The organism is Bradyrhizobium sp. USDA 376, from assembly GCF_054063675.1.
Genome location: NZ_JBSSGN010000001.1, coordinates 3,065,631 through 3,085,282, shown reverse-complemented (window position 1 = coordinate 3,085,282; position 19,652 = coordinate 3,065,631). Strand labels below are relative to the sequence as shown.

Below are 19,652 nucleotides of genomic sequence, written 5' to 3'. Positions count from 1 at the left end.
TGGGCCAAGAATCGCGCGAAATGCGCCGATGTCTCCCCGCCCTCTCCTGTCATTCCCCGCGACCCGGCTACGCCAAGGCTTCGCCGGGGTTCAGGTCTAGGGGCGCCGAAGCTTTAGCGAAGGCGGCAGGCGGGGAATCCAGTACGCCGCGGCCTCTCGATTGAACCACTGCGGCCTCTGGAATACTGGATCGCCCGCCTTCGCGGGCGATGACAGCGTTTGCTGGGTTAGCAGCGAGGCCCAAGCGAGCGCCGTCACGGCGAGGCGATCAGATCCGACGCCACTGCACACACCGTATTGGGCGATGCGATCCTCTCTGCAATGAAGACGGCGTCCCGCTGGTCCTCGCCAAGAGCAAAGACAAGAATCGGATTGTTGTAGACGAAGCCGCCATGTTCAGTCGCGATGACCCACCTGCGGCCGGCCGTCCAAAAGAAGTTGAAGCGGCGAAACGGCACATCCCAGAAGCCCGCAACGTCGGTCGCGTTAAAGCTTGTCCCAGGTTCCGCAACCTTGCCGAGTCTATCGCTTAATGACCTCAACAATACCGACGGCACATGCTCAAATGGAACAGGAACCACTTGTCGGGGAGGCATGCAGGCCGGGGTGATGGCGTCCGCCATCACATTGTAAGCCGCAGGCAGAAAGAGCAGCAGCAATACGACTGCCACCCGTCTGACTGCGATCATCGCAATTGCCCTCGGTAATCCGCCCTAATCCTCGACCCCATACCGGTGCAGATCGTTGCCGTGCGTATCGAGCCACTTCTTGGCGCGCTCCATCGACGGGCAGACTTTTCCGCAGACGCGCCAGAAGCGGGCGGAGTGGTTCATCTCGACGAGATGGGCAACCTCGTGGGCGGCGAGGTAGTCGAGCACGAAGGGTGGCGCAAGGATCAGGCGCCAGGAGAACGACAGTGAGCCGGCCGAGGTGCAGGAGCCCCAGCGGCTGGACTGGTCGCGGATCGAGAGCCGCTTGACCCTGACGCCGAGCTCGGCGGCATAGGCTTCCGCCGAGCGCTGCAGGTCGCGGCGCGCCTCGCGCTTGAGGAAGTCATGGACGCGGCGGTCGGCATGCTCGACGCCGCCGGCGACGCAGAGAATGCGTTCACCGCTGTCGCGCATCTCGGTCCACACCGTGCCACGCTGACCGGCGCGATGGACGATGCGATGAGGCGTGCCGCGAAGCGGTATCACCGTGCCAGGCTGGAACGGCGCGGCCTTCGGCAGACGGCCGAGACGTGCCGCGATCCAGGCGCCGTGACGTGTCGCGAAGTCTTTTGCCTCGGCCAGCGTGCCGCGCGGCGGCATGGTGAGGATGGCTTCGCGATCACTCGGATGAATTCTGAGCGTGTAGCGACGCGCTCGGCGGTGTCTTCGCAGGCGAATCGCAAAGAATTGCGATCCATGGGTAATGACGAGGGTCTTCGGTTCGTGGGGCCGCCGATAGAGGAGTGCGCGAGTGGCCATGTCTGTCAGTCCGGGGGGCAGGAGTTCGCCCGGATTCTGCCATAACCACCGCCAGGGAAAGCGCTCGGCGCAAAAACAAATCATTTGCCCAATATACAGGGGTTCTTCAGTCCGGGAGACCCTACAGACTGGGGTTGGAACCGGCTTTTTTCGCCCCCGCTGGACGCATGCGGCCCCCCCAAGGGGTGAGGGGTGACTCACTCCTATAGAGCTACCTAAATACCGCGAATCTGGAGGGAACTTGCCCCTGCCGGAGGCTCCGGCAGGGGCGGAATTTTCGACGGGAAAGCCGAAATTCAGGATTATTCAGCCGCGAGAGCCTGCAACGAGCTCGGATTCGCTGCCGAGACCATGAAATCATGAATCCGCGGCACGATTTCGGACTTGAAACGCGATCCGTTGAACACACCGTAGTGCCCGACGCCCTTCTGGACGTAATGAACGCGACGATGATCGGGGATCTTGCTGCACAATGTGTGCGTTGCTTCGGTCTGACCGAGGCCGGAGATGTCGTCGTTCTCGCCTTCGACCGTCATCAGCGCGACGCGCGTGACCTTGGAGGGATCGACGAGAGTTCCACGATGGGTCATCTCGCCCTTCGGCAGCGAGTGCTTCACGAACACGGTGTCGACGGTCTGCAGGTAATATTCGGCCGAGAGATCCATCACCGCGAGATATTCGTCGTAGAAGTCGCGATGCTTGTCGACGAGATCGCCGTCGCCCTTCACCAGATTGGCGAACAGCTGCTTGTGCGCATCCATGTGCCGGTCGAGATTCATGCTGATGAAGCCGTTCAGCTGCAGGAACCCCGGATAGACGTCGCGCATCATGCCCGGATGCGGGAACGGCACCTTGGTGATGACGTGGTTGCGGAACCAGTCGATGCCGCGCTGCTGGGCGAGGTCGTTCACCCCGGTCGGATTGCGGCGGGTGTCGATCGGCCCGCCCATCAGCGTCATTGAGGTCGGCACGAACGGATCGCGGCGCGCCTCCATGATCGAGACGGCGGCGACCACGGGCACGGAGGGCTGGCACACCGCCATCACATGGGTGTTGCCGCCGAGGACGTGCAGCATCTCGATGACGTAGTCGATGTAGTCGTCGAGATCGAACCGCCCTTCGCTGAGCGGCACCATGCGGGCATCGGCCCAGTCGGTGATGTAGACCTCATGCGCCGGCAGGAAGGCCTCGACCGTGCCGCGCAGCAGCGTCGCATAATGGCCGGACATCGGCGCCACGATCAGCACGCGCGGCTGCGGGCTGCGCAGCGGACGGGTGAACTTGCGATCGAAGTAGAGCAGCCGGCAGAACGGCTTTTCCCAGACCGAACGGATCTCGATGGGGACGCGGAGGCCGTTGACCTCGGTGTCGTCGAGGCCCCATTCCGGCTTGCCGTAGCGGCGCGTGGTGCGCTCGAACAATTCGCAGGCCGCGGCGACCGACTTGCCGACCTCGGTACGCGCCCAGGGATTGAGGGGATTCTGAAACAGCAGCTTGGTCGCGTCGGTGACTGCACGGGCCGGATTGAGAGAGGCGTGGGCCATCTCGTACATCCAGTACATCGGCGTCGTCAGGACCGGACTGCCTTCTGCAGCCAGGGGCGGGGCGCCGCCAAACTCACCAATAGGCATCACTATAATCCTCTTCGCATCGCAGCATACTGCCGAATGCGTAATATTGCGTCAATGCATGGTTCCGTACATCTACGGAGCGGAGACGGCTAAATTGGCCTGAATCCACGAGAAAGTGACGTTATTCGCCGCCCGATAGCAGCGAGCCGTGCTTTTTGGCGCTGCGCAAAAGGGCAAGGAATGCCCAAAAAGAAGCAACCAGAAGTACGCCATTGATGGCTAACGCCTCCAGCATTAGCTCGATCCTGAAGGTGTTCTCGATCAGCAGCGCGCGCATTCCCTCGAACACATAGGTCGGCGGCAGCGCCCAGGCGACATATTGCAGCCAGCCCGGCAGCACGCTGACGGGATAGTAGATGCAGGCGAGCGGCATGATCGCGAACATCAAGGTCCAGACGATGCTCTCGGCGCCCAGACCGTGCCGCACCACCAGCCCCGAGACGAAGATGCCGACCGACCAGCTGGTGAAGATCAGATTGCAGAAGAAGGCGATCAGCGGCAGGCCGAGCGCATAGACGTTGAAGTGAAACAGGAACAGCGCGAGCAGCGTCATCGGGACGATGCCGATCGCGAGCCGGATCAGGCTCATGACCGTCAGCGACAGCAGAAACTCGATGGGCCTCAGCGGGCTCATCATGAGGTTGCCGAGGTTGCGCGCCCACATCTCCTCCAGGAACGAGATGGAGAAGCCGAGCTGGCCACGGAACAGGATGTCCCAAAGGATGACGGCGCCGATCAGCGTGCCGCCGGCCCGCGCGAAGAAGCTGGCGTTTTCCGCGATGTAATACTGGATGAAGCCCCAGGTGATGACCTGCAGCGCCGGCCAGTACAAGAGCTCGAGCAGCCGCGGCCAGGACGACAGCAAGAGATACCAGTAGCGCAGGATCATCGCGCCGATGCGGTGCGCGGAGATGCCGCGGTGGAGGGAGAGCTCGGTCATTGCGGCGCCTCGTTGCCCGGATGGAGCTTCGTCATTCCGGGGCGCGCGGAGCGCGAGCTATGATGCGCAATTGCGCATCTGAGAATCCATAACCACAGGCGGCGGTTTTGGGGCGAGACCGGCACCCCCGAGTCTTCGCCAAATTCAATCCTGTGGTTATGGATCCCGGGCTCGCGACTATGTCGCGCCCCGGGATGACGGGATCCATCCGGACCAAAGCCGAAAAATCGGGGCTCGGTCATCTTGCCGCCTCCTTGGCGCCGTTCACCCGGCCGCGGGCGACGTCCAAAAACACCTCCTCCAGCGTGGTGCGGTTGTAGCGGGCCATGATCGCCTCGGGCGTGTCGTCGTCCTCGATTCGGCCGCGCTTCATGATGATGACGCGGTCGCAGAGCCGCTCGACCTCGAGCATGTTGTGCGAGGCCAGGAGGATGGTGGCGTTGTTGTCGCGGCGGTAGCGCTCCAGATGGCCCCGCACCCAGTCCGCGGTGTCAGGATCGAGCGAGGCGGTCGGCTCGTCCAGCAACAGCAGCTCGGGCTGGTTGATCAGCGCTTTCGCGAGAGCAACGCGCGTCTTCTGGCCGGCCGAGAGCTTGCCGTTGGCGCGATCGATGAAATCGGTGAGGTCGAGATCGTCGGCGAGCGCGGCGATGCGGTCAGCGAGGTTCTCGACCGCATAGAGCTTGCCGAAGATGGTGAGGTTCTGCCGCACCGTGAGCCGCATCGGCATGTCGACATAGGGGCTCTCGAAATTCATCCGCCCCAGCACCGCAGCGCTCTCCTCGGGCATGCGATGCCCGAACACCTGCACGCGGCCGGAGGTCGGCAGCACCAGGCCCATGATCATCGCGATGGTCGTGGTCTTGCCGGCGCCGTTGCCGCCCAGGAGCCCGGTGATGCTGCCGCGCGGCAGCGAAAAGGAGATATCGTCGACGGCGCGGGTCTGCTTGTAGAGCTTGACGAGGTGATCGACCGCAATCGCCGCGGAGGAAACGTGCTCCGCGACAGTCGGCCGACTTGAAGCCTTGTCATTCTCGGTCATGCTGGGCCGTTCTTCTGCTATTGCAGCTGATAGCGCAAGGCTTGTAATCGGGGTGGTTCCGCGAGCCCAGCGTTTGTGATCCAGAAGGCACCGCCCCATTGGCCGATATGACCGAAATTGCCGCTTCCGACTTCCGCCACGCGCAGCGGCATATCCGCCTCGACACCATCCTGCGGCTGCGCTGGCTCGCGGTGCTGGGCCAGCTCGCGGCGATCTTCATCGTGGCGCAGGGGCTGGAGTTCAACGTCGAGATCGTTCCCTGCGTCAGCATCATCGCGCTGTCGGCCGCGCTCAATCTGGGCCTGCAGACCGTTGCCAATCCGATGCAGCGGCTGGAGCCGATGCAGGCCGCCGGCCTGCTGGCGCTCAACATCGTGGAGCTGGCGGGGCTGCTGTTCTTCACCGGCGGACTGCAGAACCCGTTCTCGTTCCTGTTTCTCGCGCCGGTGCTGATCTCGGCGACGGCGCTGCCGGCCCGCTTCACCTTCGGCCTCGGCCTGCTCGCTGTCGCCTGTGCCTCGGTGCTGTTCTTCTTCCACCTGCCGCTGCCCTGGGATTCCGACGATCCCCTGGTGCTGCCGCCGATCTATCTCGTCGGCGTCTGGCTCTCGATCGTGCTCGCCATCGGCGTCACCAGCCTCTACTCGTTCCAGGTCACCGAGGAGGCGCGCAAGCTCGCGGACGCGCTGGCTGCGACCGAGCTGGTGCTGACGCGCGAGCAGCATCTGACCCAGCTCGACGGCCTCGCGGCCGCGGCTGCGCACGAGCTCGGCACGCCGCTCGCGACCATCTTCCTGATCTCGCGCGAGCTGGAAAAGACGGTGAAGGATCCGGGCTTTGCCGCGGACCTGAAGACGCTGCGCGAGCAGACCCAGCGCTGCCGCGACATCCTCAGCAAGATCACCCAGCTCTCCTCCACCGGCGCGCCGTTCGACCGCATGAAGCTGTCGGAGCTGATCGAGGAGGTGGTGGCCCCGCACCGCGATTTCGGCGTCGAGATCAAGGTGCGGATCGCGGTGGCCGCGGTCGCCGAGCCGGTCGGCTCGCGCAATCCGGCGATCCTCTACGGCGTCGGCAACATCGTCGAGAATGCAGTCGATTTCGCCCACACCACCGTCGAGGTGAACGCCTGGTGGAACAAGGACACGATCGAGCTCCTGATCTCCGACGACGGCCCGGGCATTCCGCCTGACATCCTCAACCGGATCGGCGAGCCGTATTTGTCGCGGCGACGCCCCCAGGATGACGGCGGCGGCGAGCGCGGCCTCGGCCTCGGCGTGTTCATCGCGCGGACGCTGCTGGAGCGCACCGGCGCCAAGGTCTCGTTTACCAACCGGATCTTTCCGGAACACGGCGCCGTGGTCCACATCACATGGCCCAGGCAGCGTTTTGAGACTATCGAGACGCTCGAAGAAACAATAGGATAGACCGCGACCTTGCGTCGCACAAAAGGGCCGATCGACTATTGGCGGCCTTGGCACCGCCTGATTGCAAGGCCATATGTAAACGCGCTGGAGAGAGGACAACACCTTGAACGCCATCGCCGAACTGAATGAACAGGCCGACCGCTCGCTTCTCATCGTGGAGGACGACAAGCCGTTTCTGGAGCGCTTGTCGCGCGCGATGGAGACCCGCGGCTTTTCGGTGACGTCGTGCGACACCGTCTCGGACGGTCTCGCGCAGATCGGCAAGGCAGCTCCCGCATTCGCGGTTGTCGACTTGCGGCTTGGTGACGGCAACGGCCTCGACGTCGTCTCGGCGCTGAAGAAGAAGCGCCCGGATGCACGCGCGATCGTGCTGACCGGCTATGGCAACATCGCCACCGCCGTGACCGCGGTGAAGATGGGCGCGATCGATTATCTCTCGAAGCCCGCGGATGCCGACGACGTCGTCGCCGCGCTGCTCTCGACCAGCGCGGAGAAATCCGAGCTGCCGACCAACCCGATGTCCGCCGACCGCGTGCGCTGGGAGCACATCCAGCGCATCTACGAGATGTGCAACCGCAACGTCTCGGAAACGGCGCGCCGCCTCAACATGCACCGCCGCACGCTGCAGCGCATTCTGGCCAAGCGCGCGCCGCGGTAATTTCCGCCACCGACAATCCATCACCGTCATCCTGAGGTGCTCGCCTTGCAAAGCAAGGCGAGCCTCGAAGGACGACGGCCCGGCTGCATCTCGGCCGTACATCCTTCGAGGCTCTCCGCACCGCGCGTCGCGCGGCGCGGCGAGCGCCTCAGGATGACGGGGATGTTGTTTGCTGCGTAGCCTGGATCGAACGCGGTCTCGTAGGGTGGGCAAAGGCGCGAAGCGCCGTGCCCACCATTTCTGCTTGGTGGGCACGCTACGCTTTGCCCACCCTACGGCACCTTTTTTGTGGCGCCTGCTATTCCCAGAAATCCGCGTGCCCCTGCGGATCGACCAGGCGGTTGATCCGCAAGCCCGCCGCGATCGCAAAACGCACCGTCATCTGCTTGCGCGTGGCAGCGGCGAGCTTGTGCTCGGGCGCCTCGCACTGCATGTGCGCGCCGTAGGCGTCGGCGATGATCAGGCCGGTGTCTTCAGGAAAGATCTCGCACGGCAGATCCTGCGTGAAGGCGAAGAACAGCCGGTCGCAATGGGCGCGGTATTCGTGCCATTTCTGGTCGGCACGCAAATCCTCGACCGACGACTTGATCTCGACGATCCAGATCTCGCCGCGCTCGTTCAATGCCACGAGATCAGCGCGCCGACCCGAGGGCAGCGGCAATTCGCTGATGCAGGAAAAGCCGAGCGAACGTAAGAGCCGTGCAGTCCCGCGCGCAATGGCGAGCGCAGTCTCGGACTGGCGGCGATCCGGCGGCGGCACGAGGGCGATGCGGGCGGTGTTGTCCATGGAGGGAGGATAGCCGATTCCTCCGTCGTCGTCCTGGCGAAAGCCAGGACCCATTACCCCCAAGAGGTCGTTGGCGCGCGAGCTGATAGCCACCGGCCTTCGTCAAATTGCGCACTGTGGTAATGGGTCCCGGCCTGCGCCGGGACGACATCGAGCGCGGGAACCTCCCCTTCCCCACGCACTTATCACGCAGCCGCCGTACCTCGGCGGAACCACCGGCCGCGCGCGCATGATCGACGATCTCTGGTACAAGAACGGCGTGATCTACTGCCTCTCCGTCGGCTCCTACATGGACGCCAACGGCGACGGTGTCGGCGACTTCAAGGGCCTCTTGCGCCGGCTCGATTATCTGCACGGCCTCGGCATCACCACGATCTGGCTGATGCCGTTCCAGACCTCGCCCGGTCGCGACGACGGCTACGACATCGCCGATTATTACAGCGTCGATTCCCGCTACGGCACGCTCGGCGACTTCGTCGAGTTCACCCATGGCTGCAAGCAGCGCGGCATCCGCATCATCATCGATCTCGTCGTCAACCACACCTCCGACCAGCATCACTGGTTCAAGGAGGCGCGACGCGACAAGAGCTCACCCTATCGTGACTGGTATGTGTGGTCCGACAAGAAGCCGGCCGGCGCCAACAAGGGCATGGTGTTTCCCGGCGTGCAGAAATCGACCTGGACGCGCGACAAGAAGGCCGGCGCATATTACTTCCATCGCTTCTACGATTTCCAACCCGATCTCAACACCTCGAACCCGCACGTGCAGGCCGAGATCCTGAAGATCATGGGCTTCTGGATCCAGCTCGGCGTCTCCGGCTTCCGCATGGACGCCGTTCCCTTCATCATCGCCACCAAAGGCGCGAAGGTGAAGAAGCCGGTCGAGCAGTACGACATGCTGCGCGCCTTCCGCGAATTCCTGCAATGGCGGCAGGGCGACGCCATCATCCTCGCCGAGGCCAACGTGCTGCCGAAGACGGACATGGAATATTTCGGGCGCGACGGCGACCGCATGCACATGATGTTCAACTTCCACGTCAACCAGCATCTGTTCTACGCGCTGGCCTCGGCCGACTCGCGCCCGCTGGCGAAGGCGCTGAAAGCAACAAAGCCGCGGCCGGCGACGGCGCAATGGGGCCTGTTCCTGCGCAATCACGACGAGCTCGATCTCGGCAGGCTGACCGAGGCGCAGCGCGATACGGTGTTCAAATGCTTCGGGCCCGACAAGGACATGCAGCTCTACGACCGCGGCATCCGCCGCCGCCTTGCGCCAATGCTGGGCGGCGATCGCCGGCGGCTGGAGCTCGCCTACAGCCTGATGTGCACGCTGCCGGGAACGCCCGTGATCCGCTACGGCGACGAGATCGCGATGGGCGATGATCTCTCGCAGCCCGAGCGCAATTGCGCGCGCACGCCGATGCAATGGTCGACCGAGCCGCATGGCGGCTTCACCAAGAGCGACAGACCGGCCTGCCCCGTCATCGACGAAGGACCTTACGGCTTTCCGCACGTCAATGTCGCGAAACAGCGGCGCGATCCCAACTCCATGCTGAACTGGACCGAGCGCATCGTGCGCATGCGGAAGGAAGTGCCGGAGGTCGGCTGGGGCGATTTCACGATCATTCCCGTGCGCGATCCCGCCGTGTTCATCATGCGCTACGACTGGCGCAACAATTCCGTGCTGTTCGTGCACAATCTCGACGAAAAGCCGCGCGAGATCGCGTTCTCGGCGGGACTGCCCGGCGAGACCGGCGCGCATTTGATCAACCTGCTCGCGGAAGACCACAGCCACGCCGACAAGCGCGGCCAGCACCGCGTCGTGCTGGAGCCCTACGGCTATCGCTGGTACCGCGTCGGCGGGCTGGATTATCTGTTGAAGCGGAGCGATATCGACGCGACTACGGTGCGGGGGAAGAAGCATCCGGAGTGATCACGTCGTCCTGGCGAAAGCCAGGACCCATTACCCCAAGAGGTCGTTGGCGCGCGCAGCCGGTGACCGCGAGTCTTCGCCAAACTGCTCCCTGTGGTAATGGGTCCTGGATCTGCGCTTCGCTTGTCCAGGACGACGGTGGAGAATGACGCAACCACCCCACCATCACCTAGGGCGACCGCACGATCACCCCTTCATTCCCTCGCAGATCCAGCACGCCCTCCAGCCGCTCACCCTCGCGATCCAGAAAAGTAGACAGCACAATCTCGCTGCCGAACCTTATCGCGCTCGTCGTCACCGCGATCGGCTCCGGACCGAGATTGAGCACGGCGATCACCGACTTGCCTCCGGCCGCGCGGCGATAGATCAGCAAGTCGCCTTGCGCGGCGATCGGATGATAGTCGCCGGCGACCAGCGGAGGACAATCCCTCCGCAACGCGATCAGACGCTTGTAGAGGCTGAGGATCGAGCGCGGATCGGCTTCGAGATTGGCGACGTTGTTGTGGATATGGTCCTCCGGCAGCGGCAGCCATGGCCTTACACCGGAGAAGCCGCTGGTCTGCGAAGAATCCCACTGCATCGGCGTGCGGCAGCCGTCGCGGCCGACACCGATGCCGGGCACGTTCTTCTCGAAGGGATCGCGCACGTCCTCCGACGCGATCGCGAGCTGGTGCATGCCGATCTCGTCGCCGTAATAGAGCGTCGGCGTGCCGCGCAAGGTCAGCAGCAGCATGGCGGCGACGCGGGCCTGCTCCGGACCGACCCGGCTCGCCACGCGCGGACGGTCGTGATTGCCGAGCACCCAGTTCGGCCAGGCGCCCTTCGGCAGCGCCTTCTCGTAATCCTCGATGATCGTCTCGATCGAGCGCGCGCTCCAGAAGGTCGAGAGCAGCGCGAAATTGAACGGCATCTGCGCGCCGGTGAGGTCGTTGCCGTAATAGGCCATCAGGCGGTGCAGCGGCAGATAGATCTCGCCGATCAAGACACGGGCGCCAAAGGCATCGGTGACGCGCCGCATCTCGGCGATCACATCATGCACCTCGTCCTGGTCGGTGGAATATTGCGTCAAGATCTTCTCGTTCGGCGGCCGGCCCTCGACGTAATGCGGGTTCGGCGGATTGTCGCGGAATTCGGCATCCTTGATCAGGTGCCAGATCACGTCGACGCGAAAGCCGTCGACGCCCTTCTCCAGCCAGAACCGCACCACGTCATAGATCGCGGCGCGGACATCGGGATTGCGCCAGTTGAGGTCGGGCTGCTGGGCGAGGAAGGCGTGGTAGTAGTACTGCCCCGTCGCCTCGTCGAAAGCCCAGGCGCTGCCGCCGAACTCGGAGACCCAATTGTTCGGCGCGCTGCCATCCGGCTTCGGATCGCGCCAGATGTACCAGTCACGCTTGGGATTGTCGCGCGAGGCGCGGCTCTCGACGAACCAGGGATGCTGGTCCGAGGTGTGGTTGGGCACGAGGTCGAGGATCAGCTTCAGGCCGTTGTCATGGGCCGCGGCGAGCAGCGCGTCGAAATCCGCCATCGTGCCGAACAGCGGCTCGATGCCGGTATAGTCGGAAATGTCGTAGCCGAAATCGGCCATCGGCGAGGGGAAGATCGGCGACAGCCAGATCGCGTCGACGCCGAGCGATTTCACATAAGCCAGCCGTCGCAGGATGCCGGCGAGGTCGCCGACGCCGTCACCGTCGCTGTCCTGAAAGGAGCGCGGATAGATCTGATAGAAGACGCCGTCGCGCCACCAATTGTCGCCCTGAGTCATGTCGGAATACCATCCAAAGACTGCCTCTCGCGCGGGAAAACGCGGAAGCAACGCACCGGTTCAGATTGGCGAGCCAATTGGGACGGCCGTGTGACGGCTGCTGTTCCCCGGCGCATTCCCCGTCCTTGGCACGAATCTTTTGCTTGGCGGCATGGTAAAAATCGGCATTGTGGCGCCATGACCGAGCAAAATGACACCCAAGATTCCTCGCAAGACTCCTCACAAGCCAAGGCCGGCGCGATCATCGTTCCCGTGACGCTGTTCGAGCAGAACTGCACCATCATCTGGGACGAGCCTAGCAAGAAGGCCGTGGTGATCGATCCCGGCGGCGACGTGCCGAAGATCCTGGACGCGATCAAGCAGACCGGCGTCACCGTGGAGAAGATCTGGCTGACCCACGGCCATATCGACCATGTCGGCGGCGCGGCGGATTTGCGCGACGCGCTGAAGGTGCCGATCGAGGGCCCGCATCAGGCCGACAAGTTCCTGCTCGACAACGTGGTCGAGAGCGGCGCGCGCTTCGGCATGACCGGCGTGCGAAACTTCGCGCCGGACCGCTGGCTCGAGGAAGGCGACAGCGTGTCGATCGGCGGCCTGTCGTTCGACATTTTGCATTGCCCCGGCCACTCGCCGGGCAGCGTGGTGTTCTTCAACAAGGATCTGCGTTTTGCCCATGTCGGCGACGTCTTGTTCGCGGGCTCGGTCGGGCGCACCGACCTGCCCGGCGGCAGTCACGCCACGCTGATCAACTCGATTCTGACAAAGCTGCTGCCGCTCGGCGACGACGTCGGCTTCATCTGCGGCCACGGTGCTGGCTCGAGCATCGGCCAGGAGCGGATGACCAATCCGTTCATCACCGGCGAGATGTAGGTTTTTTATTCGGCGGCGTCTGCGAGCGCCGCCGTCTCGCTCAAGTTACGCTCGCCCCATTCGCGGATCGCCGCGACGACGGGCACGAAGCTCTTCCCTTTGCGCGTCAGGCGATACTCCACCTTCGGCGGCACCTCGCCAAAATCCTTGCGGTCGATCAGGCCGCTCATCGTCAACGCCTTCAATTCGCGGCTGAGCACGCGCGGGGTGATCTCGGCGCTTCCTGACGTGCCACGCAGCAGGCCGCTCCTGATCTCGCCGTAGCGGCGCGGGCCGTCTTTCAAGTCCCAGACGATGCGGAGCTTGTACTTGCCGCTGATCATTTTCTGAAACGCCGCAACCGGACAGGTGCGCGCCGGAATTGCCTTCGCCATGTCGTCTCCTCCATGTGCAGCCAGGCCGTTCTTTTTTGACGCGTTTTCTTGACGCGAACCGGTATCCACTTCGCTCGAAAACGCTATGCGACAAGAATAGGAGCGACTGCGAAAAAGTCCATACTATCAATTTTGTCCATACTTGTGGGATCGCTCACAAGGCGCAGATGATGACGCACATGACGAACAGGGAGCGTCACATGAAGCACTTTATGATCAGATACCAGTTCAAGAACGGCACGACGGAGGAATGGCACCGGGAGATCGGCCGCTTCATCAAGGCGATCGACGGCGATCCGGAGCTGAAGGGACGGATCGGTTATCGCGTCCTGAAAGCCCGCGACGACGGCAGCTACTTCCACCTCGCCAGCGCCAGCGACGATGCCGCGCAGAAGGCGCTGCAATCGCGCGACTTCTTCAGGGCCTATCAGGAGATGACGCGGAAGGTCGCCGGCGGCGAGGTGACGGTGACGCCGATCGAGGTGATCGATCAGACGGGGTAGTGTTGAAGCGACGGCGTCACCACATACTCCGCCGTCGTCCCGGACAAGCGCAAGCGTAGATCCGGGACCCATAACCACAGGGAGAAGTTTTGGGGCGGCCTGATAACTCCGAGTCCCCGCAACCACATACGCCTGTGGTTATGGGTCCCGGATCGGCGCGCGCTTGGGGCGCGCTTGTCCGGGACGACAGCAGAGTTTGTATCGCTTACACGACGCGGGCCTTATTTCATCAACCCGGCCGCCGTCAGCGCGCGCGTGATGATCTGGCCGAGATCGAAGCCGCGAGCCTGCTCGTGCTTCGGCTCGGCCGGTTGCTCGGCGACCGCAGTGCGGATCGAGCGGGCGAGATGTGGCGCGGGCGTCAGCGCCGGCTTTGCCTCCGCCTTCTTCTTCGCCTCCGCGATCCAGCCGGTCAGGCCGAAGAACTTTGCGATGTGGTAGGACGAGGAGATGCCGGCCTCGATCAGGAACGCGCCTTCCATGCCATAGCGCTGGTCGTTGTCGGCAAGGCCAAGCGGCGTGCCGTGCGCCATGTCGGTGATGGCGTAGGACTCGACCAGCGTCTCGCCGTCCTTGTTCCACCAGGCCTGGCGCGGATAGCCGTCGACATTGGTCTCCGCCATCGGCACTTCGGGCAGATCATGCAAATCGAGCCACTGCTTGACGATCTCGTTGGCATTGCCGGGATTGACGGTGCGGTCGGCGCTGCCGTGCCACACCGACATCTTCGGCCAGGGGCCACGATGATCGGAGGCCCTGCGCACGAGATCGCCGAGCTCGCGCGCGGGACGCGCCGGGGAATGAAACATGCCGTCCAGCGCCTCGCGCAAATTCGAGGCGATGCCGTAAGGCAATCCGGCGATGATCGCGCCAGCCGCAAAGATTTCCGGATAGGTCGCGAGCATCACCGACGTCATGCCGCCGCCGGCCGAGAGGCCGGTGATGAAGATGCGCCTGGGATCGATGCGATGCGCGTCCGCCATGTGCGCGATCATCTCGCGGATCGAGCGCGCCTCGCCGCTGTCCCGCGCGGTGTCTTCCGGATTGAACCAGTTGAAGCAGGTATTGCCGTTGTTGACGCGCTGCTGTTCGGGCATCAGCAGCGCGAAGCCGTAATGCCGCGCGAGCGTCGACCAGCCGGCGCCGAGATCGTAACTCGCCGCCGTCTGTCCGCAGCCATGGAGCACGACGACCAGCGCGCGCGGCTTCTGCAGCTGCGCCGGCACGAACGCGAACATGCGCAAGGCGCCGGGATTGTCGCCGAAGCCCGTGACCTCTTCCAGCGGGCTGGATGAATCAGGGCTCCGGCCGAACTCGGCAAAGCGCAGACCGTCCAGCTTTGGCAGACGTCTCAACAAATCGACATTTCTGGCTAACGACACGGCACTTTCCTGGTGGGCGGCTTTCAACGTACAGCCCAACCAAATAGTTGCTGCATTGCAAAATAAAAAGACCGCGCGCTGTCGATCTCGCGAAAATCACTGGAAATTCAGCAGAAATCCGCACGTATTAACCGCACTGCCTCAACTTGATGCAGATGCGCGGCGCATCCACGTCAGAAATGCGGTGCAGATCATGATTAACGTCACAAACAGCGCGAGCGAGACGAGAAATCCTGCGCGCGCTGATTGCAATGATTCGATCGCGAAGAACACCGCGCCGATTGCGGCCACTCCGGCCGCATTTCCGATCTGTGCTGTCGTGCCGTACATGCCGGAGGCCGAGCCTGCAGCAGCAGGCCTTACGGTCGAGAGCACCGCGCCTGATAACGGCGCCATCACCAGCCCCTGGCCGTAACCGAAGATGCTCATGGTGAGCGCGAGTGCGAGCGGCGACGGCGTGTCAACATAGAGCGCAAGAAGCGCGAGCGCGCCGAGGCCTGCGATCTGCAACGCGCAGCCTTCGATCAGCACCTTGGTGCCGCGATGCCGCGCCCTCGCGCCGCTGTGACGCGAGGCCACGACGAAAGCGACGGCAAGTGGAATGCAAACCATGCCGGCCGCGAGCGGCGGAATCTTCAGGCCGCGCTGCATGAACAGTGTCATGACCAGATAGAACGACAGATTGGCGAGGAAGAAGAAGAAGGCAGCGCCGAGGCCGCGCAGAAAGACGGCGTCCGCCAGCAGCGTGAGGTCGATCAGCGGCATGCCGCCGGCTCGCGCGACCGCATGCTCGAGCTTCAGGAACGCCGCGAGGATCACGCCGCCGAACGCCATCACCGGCCACAGCCATGGCGCCCAGCCGACATCGTGTCCGAACAGCAGCGGCCCGATCAGGCACAGCAATCCCGCGAACAGGATCATGCTGCCCTTGATGTCGAGCCTGGTCCCGGCCCGCCGCGGCACCGACGGCATGATGCGCCAGGCGGCCGCGGCGATGACGAGGCCGCTGGGAACGTTGACGAAGAACACCGACCGCCAGCCGGTGCCGGCGAGATCGAGCGTGACGAGGAGGCCGCCGAGCAGGAAGCCCGCGGCGCCCGCAAGCCCGAGCACGATGCCGTAGACGGCGAAGGCGCGGTTGCGCGTCTCGTCGGTGAACAGCAGATGCAGCGTCGCCAGCACCTGCGGCACCATCAGCGCCGCGGTCGCGCCCTGCGCCAGCCGCGCGATGATCAGCTCGACGCCGGATTGCGCAAGGCCGCACCACAGCGAGGTCGCCGTGAAGCCGAGCACGCCGGCCAGGAAGATAGTCTTGGTGCCATGGATGTCGCCGAGCCGGCCGCCGGTGACCACCAGCGTGGCATAGGCGATCAGATAGATCGCGATGACGGATTCGATCTGGGCCGGCGTCGCGTGCAGGTCGACGGCGATGGTGGGAATGGCGACGTTCACGATGAAGGCGTCGACGCCGAACATGAACTGGGCGGCGACGACGATCGCCAGCACCCACCAGCGGCGGGTCGAATCGATCGGCTTTGTGACGGTTTGATGCATTGGCGCGCGAGCCTTCCAGAATTTGTTTGCGCGCAAGACTCGCAAATCGCAGTCATCCGCGCGATTACCTCCGAGGTAGGACTGGCTTTCCCCTTGCCGCTTTGGCCCGATTGCTGCATGTCGGTTCCCGCTGGTTTTGCGGGCTCGGAAGTCTTCCGGATGTACGACTACGACATGGTGGTGATCGGCTCGGGCCCGTCGGGACGCCGGGCCGCGGTGCAGTGTGCCAAGCTCGGCAAGGCCGTGCTGGTGGTGGAGAAGGGCCGGCGGGTTGGCGGCGTCTCCGTCCACACCGGCACCATCCCCTCGAAGACGCTGCGCGAGACCGTGCTCAACCTGTCCGGCTGGCGCGAGCGCGGCTTCTACGGCCGCTCCTACCGGGTGAAGCAGGACATCGCGGCCAGCGATCTGATGATCCGGCTGCAGAAGACGCTCGATCACGAGGTCGAGGTGCTCGAGCATCAGTTCAGCCGTAACCTCGTGCGCACCGCCAATGGCGAGGCACGCCTCGTCTCGCCGCACGAGGTGGAGATCACCAGTGCGATCGGCGAGACCAAGGTGGTGTCGGCCGCCTTCATCCTGATTGCCTGCGGCACGCGCCCGTTCCGCCCGGACTACGTGCCGTTCGACGGCACGAGCGTGCTCGACAGCGACGAGATCATCGAGCTGCCAAAGCTGCCGCGCAGCCTGGCGGTGATCGGCGCCGGCGTGATCGGCGTCGAATATGCCACCATCTTCAGCGCGCTCGACGTGCCTGTCACCCTGATCGAACCGCGGCCGACCTTCCTCGATTTCATCGACAAGGAATTGATCGACGAGTTCATGCACGAGCTGCGCGACCGCAATGTCGCGCTGCGGCTCGGCTCCAAGGTGACGTCGATCGAGAAGACGGCGCAGGGCCACATCGTCACGCATCTGTCGGACGGGCGTCACGTCACCACGGAAATGCTGCTGTTCGCGGCCGGCCGCGTCGGCGCCACCGACCGGCTCAATTTAGAGGCCGCCGGTATCACCGTCGACCATCGCGGCCGCATCACGGTCGATCCCGTGACCTTGCAGACCAGCGTGCCGCACATCTACGCCGCCGGCGACGTGATCGGCTTTCCGAGCCTTGCCTCGACCTCGATGGAGCAGGGCCGCGTCGCCGCCTGCCATGCCCTCGGGATGGAGCCCTTGGCGCCGCCGGAGTTCTTTCCCTACGGCATCTATTCGGTGCCGGAGATCTCGACGGCGGGCCTCACCGAGGAAGAGGTGCGCACGCGCGGCATTCCCTACGAGGTCGGCATCGCCCGCTTCCGCGAGACCTCGCGCGGCCACATCATGGGGCTGAACAGCGGCATGATGAAGATGATCTTCTCGACCAAGACGCGCCGCCTGCTCGGCGTCCACATCCTCGGCGAAGGCGCCACCGAGCTGATCCATATCGGCCAGGCCGTGCTCAACCTCAAAGGCACGATCGACTATTTCATCCAGAACACGTTCAACTATCCGACGCTGGCGGAGGCGTACAAGATCGCCGGCCTCGATGCGTGGAACAGGATGACGCGGTAGCTTCTTTCACCTCTCTTCGCTTGCGGCAGGGCTATCGCATATGAAGAAGCGTGGCGAATAGCTCGCCCGCAGCCCATCCTTCGAGACGCCCGCCGATGGCGGGCCCTCAGGATGAGGGCGGAGTGCGCGGCAGCAGTTTCAACGGGCGCCGATGCTGCTTAGCCTCATCCTGAGGAGACCGCTGGAAGCGGTCGTCTCGAAGGACGAGGCGCTTGCTCAGGCCGCCACCAAGAAATCACCTGCGATAGCCCTCCCCGCCTGCGAGGAGAGGAAGAAGACGAACGCATGCCTGCATTCCGCCGCGCGGGACATCGTGCGATTGCGTTCGCTTGTTTCAGCACGTAGCCTCTCCTCCTTAACAAACAGAAAATTCAGCCGGAGAGAACGCCATGGCGCGCCTGAAGTTCGGAGCCTTTCTTGCCCCGCATCATCCGATCGGGGAGCATCCGATGCTCCAGTTCCGGCGCGATCTCGACCTGGTCGAGCAGCTGGACGCGCTCGGTTATGACGAGTTCTGGTGCGGCGAGCACCATTCCTCCGGATGGGAGATGATCGCCTCGCCCGAGATGTTCCTGGCCGCGGCCGGCGAGCGCACCAAGCGGATCAAGCTCGGCACCGGTGTCATCTCGCTGCCCTATCACCATCCCTACAATGTTGCCCAGCGCATGGTGCAGCTCGACCACATGACCGGCGGCCGCGCCATCTTCGGCTCCGGTCCCGGCGCGCTGGCCTCCGACGCGCACACGCTCGGCATCGACCCGATGACGCAGCGTGACCGCCAGGACGAGGCGATCGGCATCATCCGCCGCCTGTTCAACGGCGAGCGCGTCACCGCGAAGAGCGACTGGTTCACCATGAACGACGCCGCGCTGCAGATCCTCCCCTTGCAGGAGGAGATGCCGTTCGTCGTGGCCTCGCAGATCTCGCCGTCCGGCATGACGCTCGCCGGCAAATACGGCATCGGCATCATCTCGCTGGGCTCGATGACGACGCAGGGCCTGATGTCGCTGCAGCAGCAATGGCAATTCGCGAAAGACGCCGCGAAGAAGCACGGCACCAAGGTGAGCCGCGCCGACTGGCGCGTGCTGCTGACCTTCCACATCGCCGAGACCCGCGAGCAGGCCCGCCGTGAGGCCGGCGCCGGGCTGATGCGCTGGCACAACGAATATAATGTCGGCACGCTGCAGCGGCCGGGCCTCGCCGCATTCTCCTCGCCCGACGAAGCCGTGGACAAGACCGCCTTCGTCGAAGGCGCTGCGTCCACCATCGGCACGCCGGACGATCTCGTCAAAACCATCAAGAACGTGATGGACGTGTCCGGCGGCGTCGGCGCCATCATCGGCTTCGTGCACGACTGGGCCAATCCGGAAAACACGCGCCGGAGCTGGGACATGGTCGCGCGCTACGTCGTGCCGGAGATCAACGGCTACATCGACTCCTTGCGCAAGTCGCAAAAATTCGTGATCGAGAACCGCGCGATCTTCGAACGTGCGGGCCAGGCCGTGATGGCCAAGATCATGGAGAACGAGAAGGCCGCCGAGGCGCTGAAAGTGACCGGCCCCGGCCGCGTCGCCATTCCCGCCGTCAACGCCCCGGATCTGCAGAAGGAAGCGGCGAAGCGGTAGGGCGCACTCGTCATCCCGGCCGAGTGCGCAATTGCGCACGGGGGCCGGGACGACGTGGAGCGTGTGACGATTTTGTGCGCAAGACGACCGCAGCGTCATCGCGCACGGATGTGCTATGTTGTCCGGGTCTGCCAACGGAGCAAT

Annotated in this window: 17 protein-coding genes; 7 read left to right on the top strand and 10 right to left on the bottom strand. The window is 64.0% G+C overall.

All coding sequences use genetic code 11. The features are described from left to right. Window positions 1-254: 254 nt before the first annotated feature. From ACVJ19_RS14505 to ACVJ19_RS14485, 5 genes are all read right to left on the bottom strand, one after another. Window positions 255-689 carry a hypothetical protein gene (locus ACVJ19_RS14505; protein ID WP_453948552.1) on the bottom strand — a complete coding sequence of 145 codons (435 nt, stop codon included), beginning with the start codon at window positions 687-689 and terminating at the stop codon, window positions 255-257. Between the two features lie 24 nt (window positions 690-713). Beyond that, on the bottom strand, window positions 714-1,553 hold the full coding sequence (locus ACVJ19_RS14500; protein ID WP_453948553.1) for a M48 family metallopeptidase: 840 nt from the start codon (window positions 1,551-1,553) through the stop codon (window positions 714-716). A gap of 218 nt (window positions 1,554-1,771) precedes the next feature. Beyond that, window positions 1,772-3,100: a polyhydroxyalkanoate depolymerase gene (locus tag ACVJ19_RS14495; RefSeq protein ID WP_453948554.1), complete on the bottom strand. Its 1,329-nt coding sequence runs from the start codon at window positions 3,098-3,100 to the stop codon at window positions 1,772-1,774. Window positions 3,101-3,221: 121 nt separating this feature from the next. Further along, window positions 3,222-4,040, bottom strand: coding sequence for an ABC transporter permease (locus ACVJ19_RS14490; RefSeq protein WP_453948555.1), 819 nt, complete (start codon window positions 4,038-4,040; stop codon window positions 3,222-3,224). Window positions 4,041-4,278: 238 nt separating this feature from the next. Then, window positions 4,279-5,082, bottom strand: coding sequence for an ABC transporter ATP-binding protein (locus ACVJ19_RS14485; protein WP_453948556.1), 804 nt, complete (start codon window positions 5,080-5,082; stop codon window positions 4,279-4,281). A gap of 107 nt (window positions 5,083-5,189) precedes the next feature. Here ACVJ19_RS14485 and ACVJ19_RS14480 point away from each other — a divergent pair, with 107 nt between their 5' ends. Beyond that, window positions 5,190-6,509, top strand: coding sequence for an ActS/PrrB/RegB family redox-sensitive histidine kinase (locus tag ACVJ19_RS14480; RefSeq protein ID WP_453948557.1), 1,320 nt, complete (start codon window positions 5,190-5,192; stop codon window positions 6,507-6,509). Window positions 6,510-6,612: 103 nt separating this feature from the next. Next, on the top strand, window positions 6,613-7,167 hold the full coding sequence (locus tag ACVJ19_RS14475) for an ActR/PrrA/RegA family redox response regulator transcription factor (protein WP_018644326.1): 555 nt from the start codon (window positions 6,613-6,615) through the stop codon (window positions 7,165-7,167). A 298-nt stretch (window positions 7,168-7,465) separates the two neighbouring features. Here ACVJ19_RS14475 and ACVJ19_RS14470 read toward each other — a convergent pair whose 3' ends face one another. Then, entirely contained in the window at window positions 7,466-7,954 is a 489-nt protein-coding gene (locus ACVJ19_RS14470) for an MmcB family DNA repair protein (protein ID WP_453948558.1), read from the bottom strand. Between the two features lie 229 nt (window positions 7,955-8,183). On the opposite strand from ACVJ19_RS14470, the gene ACVJ19_RS14465 reads away from it, so the two are divergent. Next, window positions 8,184-9,884 (top strand): alpha-amylase family protein, encoded by a 1,701-nt coding sequence (locus ACVJ19_RS14465; protein ID WP_453948559.1) that lies wholly within the window; start codon window positions 8,184-8,186, stop codon window positions 9,882-9,884. A 169-nt stretch (window positions 9,885-10,053) separates the two neighbouring features. On the opposite strand, the gene ACVJ19_RS14460 is transcribed toward ACVJ19_RS14465, so the two are convergent. Further along, window positions 10,054-11,649 (bottom strand): alpha-amylase family glycosyl hydrolase, encoded by a 1,596-nt coding sequence (locus ACVJ19_RS14460; RefSeq protein ID WP_453948560.1) that lies wholly within the window; start codon window positions 11,647-11,649, stop codon window positions 10,054-10,056. 177 nt (window positions 11,650-11,826) lie between these two features. Between ACVJ19_RS14460 and ACVJ19_RS14455 the strand changes: the two genes are divergently transcribed. Then, window positions 11,827-12,519 (top strand): MBL fold metallo-hydrolase, encoded by a 693-nt coding sequence (locus tag ACVJ19_RS14455; RefSeq protein WP_453948561.1) that lies wholly within the window; start codon window positions 11,827-11,829, stop codon window positions 12,517-12,519. A 5-nt stretch (window positions 12,520-12,524) separates the two neighbouring features. Here ACVJ19_RS14455 and ACVJ19_RS14450 read toward each other — a convergent pair whose 3' ends face one another. Continuing rightward, window positions 12,525-12,893: a winged helix-turn-helix transcriptional regulator gene (locus ACVJ19_RS14450; protein WP_453948563.1), complete on the bottom strand. Its 369-nt coding sequence runs from the start codon at window positions 12,891-12,893 to the stop codon at window positions 12,525-12,527. 200 nt (window positions 12,894-13,093) lie between these two features. Between ACVJ19_RS14450 and ACVJ19_RS14445 the strand changes: the two genes are divergently transcribed. Further along, on the top strand, window positions 13,094-13,396 hold the full coding sequence (locus ACVJ19_RS14445; protein ID WP_453948565.1) for a hypothetical protein: 303 nt from the start codon (window positions 13,094-13,096) through the stop codon (window positions 13,394-13,396). Between the two features lie 221 nt (window positions 13,397-13,617). Here the strand turns inward: ACVJ19_RS14445 and ACVJ19_RS14440 are convergent, their stop codons facing one another. Both ACVJ19_RS14440 and ACVJ19_RS14435 read right to left on the bottom strand, forming a co-directional pair. Then, window positions 13,618-14,778, bottom strand: coding sequence for an extracellular catalytic domain type 1 short-chain-length polyhydroxyalkanoate depolymerase (locus tag ACVJ19_RS14440; RefSeq protein ID WP_453948566.1), 1,161 nt, complete (start codon window positions 14,776-14,778; stop codon window positions 13,618-13,620). 141 nt (window positions 14,779-14,919) lie between these two features. Beyond that, window positions 14,920-16,332: an MFS transporter gene (locus ACVJ19_RS14435; protein WP_453948567.1), complete on the bottom strand. Its 1,413-nt coding sequence runs from the start codon at window positions 16,330-16,332 to the stop codon at window positions 14,920-14,922. 159 nt (window positions 16,333-16,491) lie between these two features. Between ACVJ19_RS14435 and sthA the strand changes: the two genes are divergently transcribed. Continuing rightward, entirely contained in the window at window positions 16,492-17,883 is a 1,392-nt protein-coding gene (gene sthA, locus ACVJ19_RS14430; RefSeq protein ID WP_456739524.1) for a Si-specific NAD(P)(+) transhydrogenase, read from the top strand. Window positions 17,884-18,272: 389 nt separating this feature from the next. After that, the gene (locus ACVJ19_RS14425; protein ID WP_453948568.1) at window positions 18,273-19,508 is read left to right on the top strand and encodes an LLM class flavin-dependent oxidoreductase; all 1,236 of its coding nucleotides are present in this window, start codon (window positions 18,273-18,275) and stop codon (window positions 19,506-19,508) included. Window positions 19,509-19,652: the final 144 nt, after the last annotated feature.

Bases quoted from the DNA above. Each gene is read 5' to 3' on its own strand.
- ACVJ19_RS14505 (WP_453948552.1), bottom strand. From the start codon at position 689: ATGATCGCAGTCAGACGGGTGGCAGTCGTATTGCTGCTGCTCTTTCTG.
- ACVJ19_RS14500 (WP_453948553.1), bottom strand. From the start codon at position 1,553: ATGATTTGTTTTTGCGCCGAGCGCTTTCCCTGGCGGTGGTTATGGCAG.
- ACVJ19_RS14495 (WP_453948554.1), bottom strand. From the start codon at position 3,100: ATGCCTATTGGTGAGTTTGGCGGCGCCCCGCCCCTGGCTGCAGAAGGC.
- ACVJ19_RS14490 (WP_453948555.1), bottom strand. From the start codon at position 4,040: ATGACCGAGCTCTCCCTCCACCGCGGCATCTCCGCGCACCGCATCGGC.
- ACVJ19_RS14485 (WP_453948556.1), bottom strand. From the start codon at position 5,082: ATGACCGAGAATGACAAGGCTTCAAGTCGGCCGACTGTCGCGGAGCAC.
- ACVJ19_RS14480 (WP_453948557.1), top strand. From the start codon at position 5,190: ATGACCGAAATTGCCGCTTCCGACTTCCGCCACGCGCAGCGGCATATC.
- ACVJ19_RS14470 (WP_453948558.1), bottom strand. From the start codon at position 7,954: ATGGACAACACCGCCCGCATCGCCCTCGTGCCGCCGCCGGATCGCCGC.
- ACVJ19_RS14465 (WP_453948559.1), top strand. From the start codon at position 8,184: ATGATCGACGATCTCTGGTACAAGAACGGCGTGATCTACTGCCTCTCC.
- ACVJ19_RS14460 (WP_453948560.1), bottom strand. From the start codon at position 11,649: ATGACTCAGGGCGACAATTGGTGGCGCGACGGCGTCTTCTATCAGATC.
- ACVJ19_RS14455 (WP_453948561.1), top strand. From the start codon at position 11,827: ATGACCGAGCAAAATGACACCCAAGATTCCTCGCAAGACTCCTCACAA.
- ACVJ19_RS14450 (WP_453948563.1), bottom strand. From the start codon at position 12,893: ATGGCGAAGGCAATTCCGGCGCGCACCTGTCCGGTTGCGGCGTTTCAG.
- ACVJ19_RS14445 (WP_453948565.1), top strand. From the start codon at position 13,094: ATGAAGCACTTTATGATCAGATACCAGTTCAAGAACGGCACGACGGAG.
- ACVJ19_RS14435 (WP_453948567.1), bottom strand. From the start codon at position 16,332: ATGCATCAAACCGTCACAAAGCCGATCGATTCGACCCGCCGCTGGTGG.
- sthA (WP_456739524.1), top strand. From the start codon at position 16,492: ATGTACGACTACGACATGGTGGTGATCGGCTCGGGCCCGTCGGGACGC.
- ACVJ19_RS14425 (WP_453948568.1), top strand. From the start codon at position 18,273: ATGGCGCGCCTGAAGTTCGGAGCCTTTCTTGCCCCGCATCATCCGATC.